At 71.1% G+C, this 14,856-nt stretch carries 14 protein-coding genes and 1 tRNA gene; 10 read left to right on the top strand and 5 right to left on the bottom strand.

What is annotated here, in order from left to right; genetic code table 11:
• The first annotated feature begins 25 nt into the window (after window positions 1-25).
• From D3273_RS17995 to D3273_RS17965, 7 genes are all read left to right on the top strand, one after another.
• Complete coding sequence (locus D3273_RS17995; protein ID WP_129228273.1) at window positions 26-1,198, top strand: extracellular solute-binding protein; 1,173 nt, start codon at window positions 26-28, stop codon at window positions 1,196-1,198.
• A gap of 11 nt (window positions 1,199-1,209) precedes the next feature.
• Entirely contained in the window at window positions 1,210-2,307 is a 1,098-nt protein-coding gene (locus tag D3273_RS17990) for an ABC transporter ATP-binding protein (RefSeq protein WP_245501260.1), read from the top strand.
• Between the two features lie 77 nt (window positions 2,308-2,384).
• Entirely contained in the window at window positions 2,385-3,206 is an 822-nt protein-coding gene (locus D3273_RS17985) for an ABC transporter permease (RefSeq protein WP_129228320.1), read from the top strand.
• Window positions 3,203-4,045, top strand: coding sequence for an ABC transporter permease (locus tag D3273_RS17980; RefSeq protein WP_129228272.1), 843 nt, complete (start codon window positions 3,203-3,205; stop codon window positions 4,043-4,045). Before D3273_RS17985 ends, D3273_RS17980 begins: the two co-directional genes overlap by 4 nt.
• Window positions 4,045-5,538, top strand: a complete 1,494-nt coding sequence (locus tag D3273_RS17975; protein ID WP_245501253.1) for a mannitol dehydrogenase family protein — start codon at window positions 4,045-4,047, stop codon at window positions 5,536-5,538. Before D3273_RS17980 ends, D3273_RS17975 begins: the two co-directional genes overlap by 1 nt.
• Window positions 5,535-7,055, top strand: coding sequence for a UxaA family hydrolase (locus D3273_RS17970; protein WP_129228271.1), 1,521 nt, complete (start codon window positions 5,535-5,537; stop codon window positions 7,053-7,055). Before D3273_RS17975 ends, D3273_RS17970 begins: the two co-directional genes overlap by 4 nt.
• Window positions 7,056-7,172: 117 nt before the next feature.
• A complete protein-coding gene (locus D3273_RS17965) occupies window positions 7,173-7,928 on the top strand; it encodes an SDR family oxidoreductase (RefSeq protein ID WP_129228270.1) in 756 nt (251 codons plus the stop codon).
• Between the two features lie 43 nt (window positions 7,929-7,971).
• Here D3273_RS17965 and D3273_RS17960 read toward each other — a convergent pair whose 3' ends face one another.
• Entirely contained in the window at window positions 7,972-8,982 is a 1,011-nt protein-coding gene (locus D3273_RS17960) for a complex I NDUFA9 subunit family protein (RefSeq protein ID WP_129228269.1), read from the bottom strand.
• A gap of 116 nt (window positions 8,983-9,098) precedes the next feature.
• Window positions 9,099-9,464 carry a response regulator gene (locus D3273_RS17955; RefSeq protein WP_129228268.1) on the bottom strand — a complete coding sequence of 122 codons (366 nt, stop codon included), beginning with the start codon at window positions 9,462-9,464 and terminating at the stop codon, window positions 9,099-9,101.
• A gap of 321 nt (window positions 9,465-9,785) precedes the next feature.
• Here D3273_RS17955 and rffA point away from each other — a divergent pair, with 321 nt between their 5' ends.
• The 3 genes from rffA (at window position 9,786) to D3273_RS17940 (ending at window position 11,999) form a co-directional block, all read left to right on the top strand.
• Window positions 9,786-10,916, top strand: a complete 1,131-nt coding sequence (gene rffA, locus D3273_RS17950; RefSeq protein ID WP_245501259.1) for a dTDP-4-amino-4,6-dideoxygalactose transaminase — start codon at window positions 9,786-9,788, stop codon at window positions 10,914-10,916.
• 68 nt (window positions 10,917-10,984) lie between these two features.
• Window positions 10,985-11,069, top strand: a tRNA-Leu gene (locus D3273_RS17945).
• Between the two features lie 525 nt (window positions 11,070-11,594).
• Window positions 11,595-11,999 carry a c-type cytochrome gene (locus tag D3273_RS17940; protein ID WP_129228266.1) on the top strand — a complete coding sequence of 135 codons (405 nt, stop codon included), beginning with the start codon at window positions 11,595-11,597 and terminating at the stop codon, window positions 11,997-11,999.
• Window positions 12,000-12,093: 94 nt separating this feature from the next.
• Here D3273_RS17940 and D3273_RS17935 read toward each other — a convergent pair whose 3' ends face one another.
• Genes D3273_RS17935 through D3273_RS17925 form a run of 3 tightly spaced genes read right to left on the bottom strand, consistent with a single transcriptional unit; the run spans window position 12,094 to window position 14,844 of the window.
• Window positions 12,094-12,891: an ABC transporter permease gene (locus tag D3273_RS17935; protein ID WP_129228265.1), complete on the bottom strand. Its 798-nt coding sequence runs from the start codon at window positions 12,889-12,891 to the stop codon at window positions 12,094-12,096.
• Between the two features lie 4 nt (window positions 12,892-12,895).
• Window positions 12,896-13,654, bottom strand: coding sequence for an ATP-binding cassette domain-containing protein (locus D3273_RS17930; RefSeq protein ID WP_245501252.1), 759 nt, complete (start codon window positions 13,652-13,654; stop codon window positions 12,896-12,898).
• Window positions 13,639-14,844, bottom strand: a complete 1,206-nt coding sequence (locus D3273_RS17925) for a type 1 periplasmic-binding domain-containing protein (RefSeq protein WP_129228264.1) — start codon at window positions 14,842-14,844, stop codon at window positions 13,639-13,641. The genes D3273_RS17930 and D3273_RS17925 overlap by 16 nt, the downstream gene beginning before the upstream one ends.
• Window positions 14,845-14,856: the final 12 nt, after the last annotated feature.

Raw genomic sequence — 14,856 nt, 5'->3', positions numbered from 1 at the left:
GAAGGCGTCAGCGATGGGGGATGAGATGGTGGATCGCAGGCGGGTTCTGGGCGGCCTCGGCGCGGTTTCGGCGGCGGGGCTGCTGCCCGGCCGGGCCTGGGCGGCCCCGCCCCTGCCGAAGAGCCCCGTCACGCTCACGGTGGTGGATGTGGCGGGCAACCTGGCGCTGACGCAGAAGGCCATCGAGTCCTACCGCAAGGCGAAGCCGAACGTCGTGTCGCGCTTCGTCTTCACCAAGGCCCCGGCGCCCGAGCTGCCCGCCAAGATCAAGGCGCAGCAGGACGCGGATCACATGGACATCGACCTCGTGCTGACGGGACCGGACGCCCTGTCGGCCGGGCTCGACCAGGGCATCTGGCTCGACCTCGCGCCCTATGCCGCAGACCTGCCGAAGCCGTCCGACGTGTACCTGCCGCAGGCCCTGAAGATGCAGGCCATCGCGGCCGATCACGGCCGCGTGGTGAGCTACTACCCTTCCGGGCCGCTGCTCGAATACATGCCGGACCGGGTCAAGGCGATGCCGAAGACCGCGGCCGAGCTGCTCGACTACACCCGCCAGAACAAGAACAAGTTCATCTACGCGCGGCCATCGAACTCCGGGCCCGGCCGCACGTGGCTGATGGGCCTGCCCTACATCCTGGGCGACACCGACCCGCGCGATCCCGCCAACGGCTGGTCCAAGACCTGGGACTACCTCAAGGCCCTGGGCGATAACATCGAATACTACCCCGCCGGCACCACCCAGACCATGAAGGAGCTCGGCGAGGGCACGCGCGACATCATCGTCTCGACCACGGGATGGGACATCAACCCGCGCGTGCTCGGCATCGTGCCGAAGGAGGCCGCCGTGGGGGCGCTGCAGAACTTCCATTGGGTGACGGACGCCCATTACATGGTGGTGCCGAAGGGCGTGTCGGACGACAAGCTCGCCGTGCTGATCGACCTCATGGGCTTCATGCTGCAGCCGAAGCAGCAGGCCTATGCCTACGACCAGGGCTATTTCTACCCGGGCCCGGCCGTGAAGGGCGTGACGCTCGACATGGCGCCCGAAGACTCGCAGGAGGCCATCCGCACCTTCGGCCGGCCGGACTACGACGCGCTGATCGCCGACCACCCGCTCGAAGTGCCGCTCGACGCGAAGAGCATGGTGTCGGCCTTTACCCTGTGGGACCAGCGCATCGGCGCCGGCAAGGGCTGACCTCCATGACCATGACGATGGCCAGCACCCGCGACGCCCCGCCGCCCCGCCCGGCACCTTCCGGCGAGGCCCTGCGCCTCGCCGGGCTCCGGCGCGACTTCGGCGGATTCCAGGCTCTGAAGGGCCTCGACCTCGAGATCCGCCCCGGCGAATTCGTGGCGCTGCTCGGCCCGTCGGGCTGCGGCAAGACCACGGCGCTGAACTGCATCGCGGGGCTGCAGCCGCTGTCGGCCGGCACGATCTCGCTGGGGGACCGCCGCATCGACGAGCTGCCGCCCGAGCGCCGCGGCTTCGGCATGGTGTTCCAAAGCTACGCGCTGTTTCCGCACATGAACGCGCGGCGCAACGTGGGCTTCGGCCTCGCCATGCAGCGCGTGCCCCGCCGGGAAGCGGAGAAGCGCATCGACGAGGCCTTGGCGCTGGTGCGCCTCAGCGCCCAGGCCGACAAGCTTCCGGGCCAGATGTCCGGCGGGCAGCAGCAGCGGGTGGCCATCGCCCGCGCCATCGTGATCCGGCCGCCCGTGGTGCTGATGGACGAGCCGCTGTCCAACCTCGATGCCAAGCTGCGCCTCGAGATGCGCGCCGAGATCCGCCGCATCCACGAGGCCATCGGCTCCACCACGATCTACGTCACCCACGACCAGGACGAGGCCCTGTCGATGGCCGATCGCATCGTGGTGATGCGCGACGGCCTCATCCGCCAGACCGGGACGCCCGAGGAACTCTACGAGCGCCCGGCCCACGCCGACGTAGCCGAGTTCATGGGCTACCGCTCCAAGCTCGCGGGCCGGGTCGTGTCGGCCTCGAACGGCCGCGCGTCCGTGGAAGCCTGCGGGGCTCGCCTGGAAGTGTCGGTGCGCGCGCCCGTGTCGCCCGGCGACCCCGTGACCCTGATGGTGCGGCCCGAGGACCTCGTGGCCGGGACCTCCGGCGTGGTCGCCACGGTGCGGATCAGCGAGTATCGCGGCCGCGCCTTCTTCGGGGCCGCCCAGGCGATCGACGGCACGGAGCTGTTCTTCCGCTCGGACCGTCCCGTTTCGACGGGCGAGCGCGTGACGCTCGGTGCCCGCCCGGACCAGATCCTTGTCTTCGCCGGGAGCGGCGCGTGACCGCCGTGCCGGCGGGGCGCCCGACCGCGGTCCCGCTGCGGGTCCGGCTCGCCGCGCGGGGCATCGACGGCACCACGATGCTGGTCGTGCCGGCGCTGCTCGCGATCGTGGCGCTGTTCGTCTACCCCTTCGTCTACGGGCTCGTTCTGTCGCTGCAGCCCAAGGTGGGCCCGTTCACCGCCAGCTACCGGACGTTCTTCTCAGACCCGTTCCTGCGCGAAACGGTGTGGAACACCCTGGTCCTGGCGATCCCGACGACGCTGCTGAACATCCTGCTCGCGGTGCCCATCGCCTTTCGCGTGCGGCTGATGTCCAACCAGAGGCTGCTCACCACCATCCTGGTTCTGCCCGTCACGCTGGGCACGGTGCTGGTCGCGCAGGGCCTGCTGACCTACCTCGGGCCGCAGGGCTGGTTCAACCGCACGCTCCTGGCGCTCCACGTCATCGGCGCGCCGCTGAAGCTCACCAACAATTATTGGGGCGTGTTCGCTTCGCTGGTGATCACGGGCTTCCCGTTCACGTTCCTGCTGACGCTCAGCTACGTCAGCGGCATCGACCCCGCGCTGGAACATGCGGCCGCGACCCTCGGCGCCGGCGCGGCGCGGCGCTTCGGCCGCATCTTCCTGCCCCTGCTCGTGCCGGGGCTGGCCGTGACGTTCTGCCTGTCGTTCGTCCAGGCCTTCGCGGTCTTCCCGTCGGCGGTGCTGCTCGGCGCGCCGGCGGGGTCCACCCACGTCATCTCCATCGCGGCCTACCAGGCGGCCTTCGAGCGCTACGACGCGTCGCTGGGCTCCGCCATCGCCATGGTGATGGGCGCCGTGCAGCTCGTCGTGGTGCTGCTGGCGCTGGGCGCCCGCTCGCTGTTCTACCGCGGCCCTGTCGGAGGCACCAAGGGATGATCCGCGACACCGGCATCGGGTCGAAGCTGTGGCGCACGGCCGTGTGGGCCGTCGTGGTGGTCTTCGTGCTGAACCTCCTGGCGCTCATCGCCACCGTGGTGATCGACAGCCTGTCCACCCGCTGGCTCGGCACCTGGCTGCCCGCGGGGTTCACGGCCCACTGGTATGCCGACGCGTGGGACGAGTTCGGCCTCACCGACGTGCTCGTCGTCACCTTCCAGGTCGTGGGCGCCGTGGTGCTGATCTCGGGGGCGCTCGGCGTCACGGCCGCCTACGCCCTGGCGCGCCGAGACTTCCCGGGCAAGCGGGCCGCCACGCTGGTGTTCCTGCTGCCGCTGCTGGTGCCGCCGCTGACCTACGGCATCCCCATGGCGACGCTGCTCTACCGGGTCGGGCTCGGCGGCTCCTTCGCCGGCGTGGTGCTGGCGAACCTCGTCCCCGCGGTGCCCTTCGTCGTGCTGGTGATGATCCCCTTCATCGAGCAGATCGACCCCCGGGTCGAGGCCGCCGCGCGGGTGTTCGGCGCGTCGACGTGGCAGCTCTTCATCCGCGTGCTGCTGCCGCTGCTCCTCCCCGGCGTGCTGGCGGCGCTGCTGCTCGTGCTGGTGCGGACCGTGGCGATGTTCGAGCTGACCTTCCTCACCTCCGGCCCGACGAGCCAGACCCTCGTGGTGGCGCTCTACTACGCCGTCTTCGCGTCGGGCGTCCGCGCCGGCCAGGAGGTCGACGTGATGGCGGTGGTCTACATGGTCACCACGCTGGTGTGGCTGCTGCTGGCGCTGCGCTTCGTCAACCCGACGCAGATCGTGGCGCGGGCCAAGACGCAGGGAGCGCATTGATGGCGGATCGGACGATGGACCGCCTGTCCCAAGCCACCCTCGGCCGCCTCCCCGCGGCCGTGGGCCGCCCCGCCTACGACCGCTCGTCGCTCCGGACCGGCATCGTCCACCTCGGCATCGGCGCCTTCCACCGCGCCCACATGGCGGCCTACACCGACGCCGTGCTGGCGGCGGGCGACGCGCGCTGGGGCATCGCCGGCGCGTCGCTCCGCTCGCCCGACACGCGCGACGCGCTCGCCCCTCAGGACGGCCTCTACGCCCTCGCGATCCGCGACGCCGCGGCCGAGCGCCTGCAGGTGATCGGTGCCGTGACGCGCCTGCTCGTCGCCCCGGAGGACCCCGACGCCCTGCTGACGATCATGAGCGCCCCCGACACCCGCATCGTGTCGCTCACCGTCACCGAGAAGGGCTACTGCCATTCGCCGGCGACGGGCGACCTCGACGAGCGGCACCCGGACGTTCTCCACGACCTCGCCCATCCCGACGCGCCCCGTTCGGCGCCGGGCTTCGTCGTCGAGGCCCTGCGCCGCCGGCGCGCCGCCGGCCTGCCCTTCTTCACCGCGCTCTGCTGCGACAACCTCCCCCACAACGGGGCCACGCTGCGCCGCGTGCTCGTCCGCTTCGCCGAGCTGCGCGATCCCGCGCTCGGCCGCGCCGTGGCGGCGGAGCTGCGCTGCCCGTTCACCATGGTCGACCGCATCGTGCCGGCCACGGCCGAGGCCGATCGGGACGGCATCTCGGCGGCCCTCGGCCTGTCCGATGCCTGGCCGGTGCCGACCGAACCTTTTACCCAATGGGTCATCGAGGACGATTTCGCCCTGGGCCGCCCCGCCTGGGACAGGGCCGGCGCGACCTTCGTGTCCGACGTCGCGCCCTTCGAACTCGCCAAGCTGCGCATGCTGAACGGCAGCCATTCGACCCTGGCCTACCTCGGCTACCTCGCCGGGCACGAGACCGTCGCCGACACCCTGGCGGCGCCGGGCTTCGCCGCCCTGGTCCGCGGCCTGATGGGTGCAGAGGTCGCCCCCACCCTGCCCCCGGTGCCGGGCCTCGACCCCGCCGCCTATGGGGAGGAACTCGTCGCGCGCTTCCGCAACCCGGCGCTGCGCCACCGCACCTGGCAGATCGCCATGGACGGCACCCAGAAGCTGCCGCAGCGCCTGCTCGGCACGGTGCGCGACCGTTTGGCCGCCGGCGCCTCGATCGACCGGCTCGCCCTCGGCGTCGCCGCGTGGATGTGCTACGCCCGGGGTCGGGACGAGCGCGGGGAGCCGATCGACCTGCGCGATCCGCTGGCCGACGAGCTTCGCCGCCGCACGGCCGACGCCGCGGACGCGGGCGCGCTCGCCGGCGCGCTGTTCGGCATGACATCCGTGTTCGGTTCCGACCTGCCGGCCGAGCCCCGCTTCACCGGCGCCGTGGTGGCGGCCTTGTCGTCTCTGCTGCGCGACGGCGCCGCCGCCACGGTCGCGCGGTTTGGAGAGCACCCATGACGGCCCGAACGCTCCGCCTCCATCCGGACGACAACGTCGTGGTCGCCCTCGACGTGCTGCAGGCGGGAAACAGCACCGAGTCCGGCGTCGTCGCGGCGGCGCGCGTGCCGAAGGGGCACAAGATGGCGACGGTGCCCGTGGCCGTCGGCCAGCCGGTGCTGAAGTTCGGGCAGGTGATCGGCTTCGCGACGCGCCCCGTCGCGCCCGGCGACTGGGTGCACGAGCACAACCTCGCCATGGGCGAGGACTTCGCCCGCGACTATGCGTTCGGCCGAGCGACCCGCCTCGACAGCTTCGTGCCCGACGAGGAGCGGGCGACCTTCCAGGGGTTCCGCCGCGCCGACGGCCGCGCCGGCACTCGCAACTACCTCGCCATCCTGACGTCGGTGAACTGTTCCGCCTCGGTGGCGCGCTTCATCGCCAAGGAGGTGGAGCGTTCCGGCGTGCTGGCCGACTACCCCCACGTGGACGGCGTCATCCCGCTCGTGCACGGCACCGGCTGCGGCATGGCCGACCGGGGCGAAGGGTTCGAGGCCCTGAAGCGCACGCAGTGGGGCTACGCCACCAACCCCAACATCGCGGGCGTGCTGCTGGTCGGGCTCGGCTGCGAGGTGTTCCAGATCGGCCGCATGAAGTCCGAATACGGCCTCAGCGAAAGCGACCGCTTCCGCACCATGACGATCCAGGACGAGGGCGGCACCCGCCGCACCGTCGAGAACGGCGTCAAACGCCTCCTCGAGATGCTGCCCGCCGCCGACGCGGCGCGGCGCGAAACGATGCCCGCCGCCGACCTCGTGCTGGCCCTGCAGTGCGGGGGCTCGGACGGCTATTCGGGCATCACCGCCAACCCGGCGCTCGGCGCCGCCGCCGACCTGCTCATCGACCACGGCGGAACCGCGATCCTCAGCGAAACCCCCGAAATCTACGGCGCCGAGCACCTGCTGACGCGGCGCGCCGCGACGCGGGAGGTGGGCGAAAGGCTCGTCGACACCATCCGCTGGTGGGAGGACTACACCCGGCGCAATGGCGGCGAGATGAACAACAACCCGTCGCCCGGCAACAAGGCGGGCGGGCTCACCACCATCCTGGAGAAGTCGCTCGGCGCCGCCGCCAAGGGCGGCACCCGCGACCTCAAGGCCGTGTACCGCTACGCCGAGCGGGTGACCGAGCGCGGCTTCGTGTTCATGGACACGCCCGGCTACGACCCCGTGTCCGCCACCGGCCAGGTCGCGGGCGGCGCCAACGTGCTGTGCTTCACCACGGGCCGCGGCTCGGCCTACGGCTGCAAGCCGACGCCCTCGATCAAGCTCGCGACCAACTCCGACATGGCCCGCCACATGGCGGATGACATGGACGTCGACTGCGGCGACGTGCTCGACGGCGTGTCGATCGCCGACAAGGGCCGGGACATCTTCGCGCGCATCCTCGCCGTCGCGTCGGGCGAGCTCACGAAATCCGAGGCGCTGGGCTACGGCGACGCCGAATTCGTGCCCTGGCAGATCGGCGCCACCATGTAGGCCTTCGCGGCCGCCCCTATCCCCGCAGCGCGGCGCGGCGCTAAACCCTCAAGCGTCGGAACACGTCACAGGAGAGACCGCCATGACCCCATTCGTTCGCGCGCCGCGGAGCGTCCGATGAGCCTCACCGCCTTCGTCACCGGCGCCACCTCGGGCTTCGGCCGGGCCATCGCGCAGCGCCTCGTGGCCGACGGCCATCGCGTGATCGCGGCGGGCCGCCGCGCCGACCGGCTCGACGCCCTTCGAGCCGAACTCGGCGAGCGGCTGCTGCCCGTCGTGCTCGACGTCACCGACGCCGATGCCGTGGCGGCGCTGCCGGGCAGCCTTCCGGACGGCTGGCGCGAGGTCGACGTCCTGGTCAACAATGCGGGGCTCGCCCTCGGCCTCGACCCGGCCCCGAAGGCCGACCTGGCGCAGTGGGACCGTATGGTCGCCACCAACGTCACCGGCCTGATCCACATGACGCGCGCCCTGCTGCCCGGCATGGTGGAGCGGGACCGCGGCCACATCGTCAACCTGGGCTCCGTGGCGGGCTCCTACCCTTATCCGGGCGGCCACGTCTACGGCGGCACCAAGGCCTTCGTGAAGCAGTTCAGCCTCAACCTGAAGGCGGACCTCGTGGGGTCCTTCGTGCGCGTGACGGACGTCGAGCCTGGCCTGTGCGGCGGCACGGAATTCAGCAACGTCCGCTTTTCGGGCGACGACGACAAGGCGGCGGCGGTCTACAAGGGCACCGAACCCCTGACCTCCGAGGACATCGCCGAAACGGTGGCCTGGGTGGTGACGCTGCCGCGCCACGTCAACATCAACCGCGTCGAGATGATGCCGACCTGCCAGGCGTCGGGCCCCTTCGCGATCAAGCGCCAGGGCTGACGGCGCGAAGCCCGGGGGTGGATCCACCCCCGGGCCCGGCCGCTCACGCGAGGCGGCTGTCGCGGTCGAACTGGCCGTGCTTGCGGAAGCGGTACAGGTAGGACGGCACCACGGATTCCATCGCGCGCGGCTCGTTGCCGAGCCCCTGCAGGGTGCGGCCTTCCGCGACGGCGACGGCCGACACCACGTTGTCGTGGCCGAGCATCTTCAGCTGGTCGCGGGTCATCAGGAGCGTCTTGGGGAACAGCCCCATCATCAGCCCGGACAGCCGTTCCGTGAGGGCGGCCGGCCCTTCCATGGCGCCGAACGGCACCGACACCAGGGGGCGGCTGCGCTGCACCGTGGCGAGGACGTATTCCATCAGCTCCTTGAAGGTCCGGACGCTCGGGCCGCCGAGTTCGTACACCGTTCCGGCCCTGGCCCCGCCTTCGGCGGCCAGCGCCACGGCATCGGCGACGTCGCCGACGAAGACCGGCTGGAAGCGGGTGTGGCCTCCCCCGACCAGCGGCAGCGCGGGGGCGAACCGCGCCATGGCGGCGAAGCGGTTGAAGAAGTCATCCTCGGGGCCGAAGACGATCGACGGCCGCAGGATCACCGCGTCGGGGTAGATGTCGCGCACCGCCGCCTCGGCGCGGGCCTTGGTGCGGCCGTAGACGGCGTTCGATTCGGCATCGGCGCCGATGGCGGACACCTGCACGAAACGTCGCACGCCGGCGTCGCGCGCGGCCCGCGCCATGGCCCGCGCACCCTCGACATGCACCGCCTCGAAGGTCTGGTCGCCGCTTTCGGACAGGATGCCGACGAGGTTCACCGCCACTTCGGCGTGGCGCAGGGCTGCGGCGAGCGATTCCGGGTAGCGCACGTTGGTCTGGACGGGCTGGATCTGCCCGACGCGGCCGAGCGGCTGGAGGTAGTTGGCGAGGTCCGGGCGGCGGCAGCCGGCCATGACGCGGAAGCCGGCCCGGGCGAGGGCGCGCACGACGTGGCGCCCCAAGAATCCGGAGGCGCCGAAGACGGTCACCTGCCCATTGGTCGCGAGATCGGAACCGGCCATCATGCGCTCCACGAGAATCGGTGCGATGTCTAGTGGAGGGCGGCCGCCGTGTATAGCGCGGGCGGTGCCGCGGGCGTTGAACGGGGCCCGGTGTGCCGGCCCCGCGCGTCGAGACTTCAGGCGGCCTCGACGAGCACCTGCATGGCGGCGACGACCTGCTCGGCCCGCCACGGCTTCGGGATGAAGTGGACCCGCGCCGGCAGGTCCCGCAGCGGCCGAGCCCCGCCCGACGTGACCACGACGCCGATGTGCGGCCAATGGCGGGAAATCATCTCGGCGAGGTGAACGCCGTCCGAATGGCCGGGCATGTTGATGTCCGTCAGCACGGCCGCGACGTCGGTGCCGTTTTCCAGCAGGAAGCCCAGAGCTTCGTCGGCATCCGCGCGGTCGATGACGGACAGTCCGGCATCCTCCAACGACGACACGGTGTCGGCCCGCAGCATGGCATCGTCTTCGACGATCAGGATCGTGCTGCGCTGCATGGTGTCCTCGTGGAAAACGCGACAACTCGGTCAACACAGGGTTAACGGAAACGGTTAATAATTCCTTAATCCGGGGACGCGTGCCGCGGGAAAGTAAAGATGTCGCACGCGACGGCGGCGCGATCGCGGGCACCCTTCTAGCCCCGGCGCCGGGCCGGCGTCGAGCCCCGACCGCGGGATCGGGTGGCCGCGGCGCGCGATCGGGTTTAAGGATCGCACATGCCCCCTTCCCCGCGAGAACGTGCCACCACCGTGTCTTCGAGCGACCACCAGAGCCCGGGTCCCGTCGCGGCACCCCATCCCGCGACCCAGGCCGGCCCCATCCCCTTCAACGTGCCGCTGCCGGCCGGCAACGAACTCGCCTATCTGGCGGAAGCCATCGGCAACCGGCACCTGAGCGGCGACGGGCCCTTCACCAAGCGCTGCAACGCTTGGCTGGAACGGGAAACCGGGACGCGCCAGGCCCTGCTGACGCATTCCTGCACGGCCGCGATGGAGATGGCGGCCATGCTGTTCGACCTCGCGCCGGGCGACGAGGTGATCATGCCGTCGTTCACCTTCGTGTCCACCGCCAACGCGGCCGTGCTGCGGGGTGCCGTCCCGGTCTTCGTCGACATCCGGCCCGACACGTTGAACATCGACGAACGCCTGATCGAAGCCGCCATCACGGAGCGCACGCGCGCCATCTTCGTCGTCCATTACGCCGGCGTTTCCGCCGCCATGGACGAAATCATGGCCATCGCGGACCGCCACGGCCTGTTCGTGCTCGAGGACGCCGCCCAGGGCATGGCGGCGCGCTACGACGGCCGGCCGCTCGGCTCCATCGGCCACCTCGGGGCCGTCAGCTTCCACGAGACCAAGAACGTGATCGCCGGCGAGGGCGGCGCCCTGCTGATCAACGACGAGCGCTTCGTCGACCGCGCCCACATCCTGCGCGAGAAGGGCACGAACCGGACCAAGTTCCTCCAGGGCCGCGTCGACAAGTACACCTGGGTGGACGTCGGCTCGTCCTACCTGCCGAGCGAGCTCAACGCCGCCTTCCTGCTCGCCCAGTTCGAGAAGATCGACGAGATCCAGCGCGCGCGCCATCGCGCCTGGGAGCGCTACCACCGCGTCCTGGCGCCGCTGGCGCGCGAAGGGCTGCTCGCCCAGCCGACGGTGCCGCAGATCTGCGCCCACAACGCCCACATCTACTACGTGACGATGCCGAGCGTGGACAAGCGCGTCGAGCTGCTCAGGCGCACCAAGGCGGCCGGGATCGGTGCCGTGTTCCATTACGTGCCCCTCCACAGCGCGCCCGCCGGGCTGCGCTTCGCGCGGCAGAACGGCCCCCTGCCCGTCACGGAGGATTCCAGCGCGCGGCTGGTGCGGCTGCCCCTCTGGGCCGGCCTCGCCGACGACGCCATCGACGCCGTGGCGGCACTCGTGGCCGACGTCGCCCGAGGACGCTGAACTCCCCCACCCTCGCCGGCCGAAACGGGTTGACAGCCGCGCTCCAGCTTCCTAGAAGCGCGGTCGAGGCCCTGGTGGCGGAATTGGTAGACGCGCTGGTTTCAGGTACCAGTGGGTAACACCGTGGAGGTTCGAGTCCTCTCCAGGGCACCACACGACATGACGTCGTTCGAAGTCGCGATCCCCTTCTGATCGGGTTCGGACTTCAGACTCGCAATCATCTCGCCCATCGTCCTTCGAGGCTCGACCGCTGTCGCCGCGGGACCGTGTGGGCGCGTCGCACATCTCCACCTTTCGCGCCGTCCTGGCTCGGCCTGTGCCGGCTCTCCGGGGTTCGTCCCACCGAAGCCGATCTCGCCAGCGAAGCGCAGCCCGGCGCGGGGCCGGCAGACGGACGATCCCACACGCCGGGACCCGGCCACCGGAGGCCGCTGGCTTCGGCGCGGATGTCACGCGCGAGGTGACGCGGCCTGCCGATGTGCTCGACGAGGCGGGTCGGGATGGATCCGCCCCGCGCCGGGCCGTTCCGTCGGGCCCGGCCGATCCGTGACCGTCGCCAGCGGGGCGAAAGGCCGGGACAAATCCTCTCGCTCCTTGTTATGATTCCAGATCCGTGACGGGTCGCCGGTCGAACCCGGCAGCGTACCGCGGGTCGGACGAAAGATCGGGAACTGGGACATGTCGATGAGAATTGCCGCCGCGATGTTGGCGCTGCTGTCGGTCGGGGCCGCGAGGGCGCAGGACGCACCTGCGGCCGGCGACGCCGCGCTGGGCGAAAAGGTCTTCGTGAAGTGCAAGGCCTGCCACCAGATCGGCGAGGGCGCCCACACCGCGGTCGGCCCCCAGCTCAACGGCCTGATCGGCCGGCACTCCGCTTCCATCCCCGACTATTCCTACTCGGAAGCGATGAAGAACTCCAACATCGTCTGGGATGAGGCGACCTTCAAGGAGTACATCAAGGATCCGAAGGCCAAGGTTCCAGGCACCAAGATGGCTTTCGCCGGGCTGTCGAAGCAGAGCGACATCGACAACGTGACGGCGTATCTCAAGACCTTCGGGCCGGACGGCAAGAAGATCCCCTGATCCGGGCGGGCGGCTACCCGGTCGACTCCGGCGATCCCGCGCGCCAGCGGGCCCGCCATCCCTCTGCCGCGTGGGCGGGTGATCGGCGGTCCCCTCAACCCTCGTTGCGCGGCTTGCGCCCCAGCATGCCCTTCTGGGGATCGTAGCCGCGCACGGACAGGAGGAACGCCGAAAGCCCGACCGCCGCCGTCACGGCCCAGGACGGGGCGTCGAACCGGCCGTAGGCGGCGAAGCGGATCATCTCCACCACGTATGTGAAGGGGTTCAGGCGAATCACGTCGACGATCCACGCGGTGCCGCTGTCCTGGACCTTCCAGATCGGGAACAGCGCGGTGGAAAAGAAGGCCGGAAAGATCACGAAGTTCATGGTGCCGGCGAAGTTCTCCATCCGCCGGACGTAGACGGTGAGGAGCAGCCCGACAGACCCCAGGGCGAAGCCGCCCAGCACCAGCGCCGGCAGCAGCGTGAGCGGAGCCAAGGCGGGCATGTCCACGCCGAACAGCGCCGCGACGGCCAGGAACACGTAGGCCTGCACCACGGACAGCACGGCGGCGGCGACGAGCTTGGCCAGCAGCACGAACCAGCGCGGCGCGGGCGCCGTCAGCAACAGGCGCAGCATCCCCGCTTCGCGGTCGAACACCAGGGCGAGCGACGATTGCATGCCCTGGAACAGCAGCACCATGCCGAGCAGGCCCGGCAGCATGTAGACGTCGTAGGTGATGTAGCTGCCGTAAGGCGGCGTGATCGAGATGCCGAGCACGTTCTGGAAGCCGGCCGAGAAGACCACGAGCCACAGCGTCGGGCGCACGAGCGCCGACACGAGCCGGCTGGTCTGGTGGCGGAAGCGCAGGAGTTCGCGCCACACGACGGCGAGGAGGACGGTGAGGGACATGCGATCAGGCCGCCTCCGCTGCGCCGGAGCGCGCGATGGCGAGAAAGGCGGCTTCCAGCGAGTCGACGCCTTCCGCGGCGATGAGTTCAGCCGGCGTGCCGTCGGCCGCGACGCGCCCGCGGTGCAGCACCACCACGCGGTCGGCCCCGGCCACCTCGGCGACGAGGTGGGTGGCCCACAGAACCGTCGTGCCGCGCTCCGCCGCCAACGCGAAGACGTCGGCCACGAGTTCGGAGCGGCTGCGCGTGTCGAGCCCCTGGCTGGGCTCGTCGAGCAGCAGCAACCGCGGCGAGGTCACCAGGGCGCGGGCCAGCTCGACCTTGCGGCGCGTGCCGCCCGACAGTTCCCGCACGCGCCGGGCCGCGAGGTCGCCGATGCGGAAGCGCGCGAGGCCGGCCGCGATGGCTGCCGCGGCGCGGTGCCGCTTCAAGCCGTGCAGGCCGGCGTGGAAGGCGAGGTTCTGGCGCACGGTGAGGTCGAGGTCGAGCACCGGCTGCTGGAACACGATCCCCATGTGGCCGAGCGCCCGCACGGGTGCCGCCGCGATGTCGTCGCCGAAGACCGACACCCGCCCGGCATCCGCCACGAACAGACCCGTGAGGATCTGGAACAGCGTGGTCTTGCCGGCGCCGTTGAGGCCGAGCAGCGCCGTGACGGAGCCCGTCGGCACCGCGAACGAGACGTCGTCCAGCGCCTTCACCCGGCCGTAGCCCTTCGACAGGCCCGCCACCGCCACGGCGGCCGCCGTCATTTCAGCCGGCACGGCGACTCCTCGAGGTCGACGCCCAGCGTGTCGAGCGGCGTGCGGCGGTGGAGGAACGGCTCGAAGGGCGCGTAAGCGATCACGGCGTCGGCCGAGCGCAGCATCACGGCCTGCCGGAGCTGGTGGTCCCAGGGCCGGAACGAGCTTTCGACGCCCTTGGACAGGTCGATCGGCGTCGCGTCCTCGGCGAGGCTCTTCTCCACCGCGGCCGCGTCCCGGGCGCCGTGCCGGATCGCCGCCTCGACGACGCTGCGCACCGCTGCCCAGGTGGCCCAGTCGCCGTTGTCCATGTCGCGCTTGGCGAGGCGGGCGAAGCGGTGGTTGACCTGGGGAGCGCCGAAGCGCTCGGCGAGCGGATCCCAGGCCGCGGCGCGCAGGCCCTCGGTGCCGATCACCGGCCGCGGGCGCGACAGCTGCCAGGGCACGAACCGGCCGAAATCGCCCGCCGTATCGGCCAGGAACACCACGTCGTAGTCGTCCGAGGCGGTCATCAGCGAGACGTCGATCTCGTCGCGGCGGCGGGGGTCGTTGCCGATGGCGAACTGCTTGGCGGCCACGACCTTGGCGCCGAACTTCTTCGCCGAAGCGGCGAAGTCGTCGGCGAGCGCCTTGTCGGCGGGCAGCGGGCCGTAGAGCACGAAGGCACGGCGCCAGTTCTTCCCCACGACGAACTGCGCCAGGGCGTCGGTCGCCATGGCGTCGGACGGCAACAGGTGAAACAGCGGCGCGTCGCAGAAGCCCGCGCGCAGGTCGTCGTCGTGCTGGCGCACGTCGAACACCGCCAGAGTCTTCGGCACGGCCCGGGCCAGGGCCACGAGGTCGTCCTTCGGCACGTCGGCGACCACCGCGACCGCGCCCGAGCGGGCGATCTCGGCCGCCACCTCCGCCACCGGGGCCCCCTCGGGCAGCACGCGGCGGTCGAGCTCCACGGCGAGGTCGAGGGCGCGGGCCGTGGCCCGCGTGTCGCGGATCGCGAGTTCGGCGCCGGGAAAGGGGTCGGGCAAGGTCGGCACCGTCACGCCGTTCTCGGCCCGCACCGGCTGATACGCGGGATCGTTCTCGCGCGACAGGTAGACGACGTGGAGGTCGGCCGCGCCGGCCGGCACCCTGGGGGCTTCCTGAGCGGCGGCCGGCAGCGCCGCGAGGCCGAAGAGCGCGGCGCCGAGCGCGGCGGAGGGGAGCCTATTCATCGATCAGCACCG

It is taken from the genome of Lichenibacterium minor, from assembly GCF_004137685.1.
In the GTDB taxonomy this organism is placed as follows: domain Bacteria; phylum Pseudomonadota; class Alphaproteobacteria; order Rhizobiales; family Beijerinckiaceae; genus Lichenihabitans; species Lichenihabitans minor.
The sequence above is the reverse complement of the archived record's forward strand: the minus strand, read 5'-3'. Positions and strand labels throughout refer to the sequence as shown.

Excerpts from the sequence above, each read along its gene's own strand:
- D3273_RS17995 (WP_129228273.1), top strand. The coding sequence starts at position 26 with ATGGTGGATCGCAGGCGGGTTCTGGGCGGCCTCGGCGCGGTTTCGGCG.
- D3273_RS17990 (WP_245501260.1), top strand. The coding sequence starts at position 1,210 with ATGACGATGGCCAGCACCCGCGACGCCCCGCCGCCCCGCCCGGCACCT.
- D3273_RS17985 (WP_129228320.1), top strand. The coding sequence starts at position 2,385 with ATGCTGGTCGTGCCGGCGCTGCTCGCGATCGTGGCGCTGTTCGTCTAC.
- D3273_RS17980 (WP_129228272.1), top strand. The coding sequence starts at position 3,203 with ATGATCCGCGACACCGGCATCGGGTCGAAGCTGTGGCGCACGGCCGTG.
- D3273_RS17975 (WP_245501253.1), top strand. The coding sequence starts at position 4,045 with ATGGCGGATCGGACGATGGACCGCCTGTCCCAAGCCACCCTCGGCCGC.
- D3273_RS17970 (WP_129228271.1), top strand. The coding sequence starts at position 5,535 with ATGACGGCCCGAACGCTCCGCCTCCATCCGGACGACAACGTCGTGGTC.
- D3273_RS17965 (WP_129228270.1), top strand. The coding sequence starts at position 7,173 with ATGAGCCTCACCGCCTTCGTCACCGGCGCCACCTCGGGCTTCGGCCGG.
- D3273_RS17960 (WP_129228269.1), bottom strand. The coding sequence starts at position 8,982 with ATGGCCGGTTCCGATCTCGCGACCAATGGGCAGGTGACCGTCTTCGGC.
- D3273_RS17955 (WP_129228268.1), bottom strand. The coding sequence starts at position 9,464 with ATGCAGCGCAGCACGATCCTGATCGTCGAAGACGATGCCATGCTGCGG.
- D3273_RS17940 (WP_129228266.1), top strand. The coding sequence starts at position 11,595 with ATGTCGATGAGAATTGCCGCCGCGATGTTGGCGCTGCTGTCGGTCGGG.
- D3273_RS17935 (WP_129228265.1), bottom strand. The coding sequence starts at position 12,891 with ATGTCCCTCACCGTCCTCCTCGCCGTCGTGTGGCGCGAACTCCTGCGC.
- D3273_RS17925 (WP_129228264.1), bottom strand. The coding sequence starts at position 14,844 with ATGAATAGGCTCCCCTCCGCCGCGCTCGGCGCCGCGCTCTTCGGCCTC.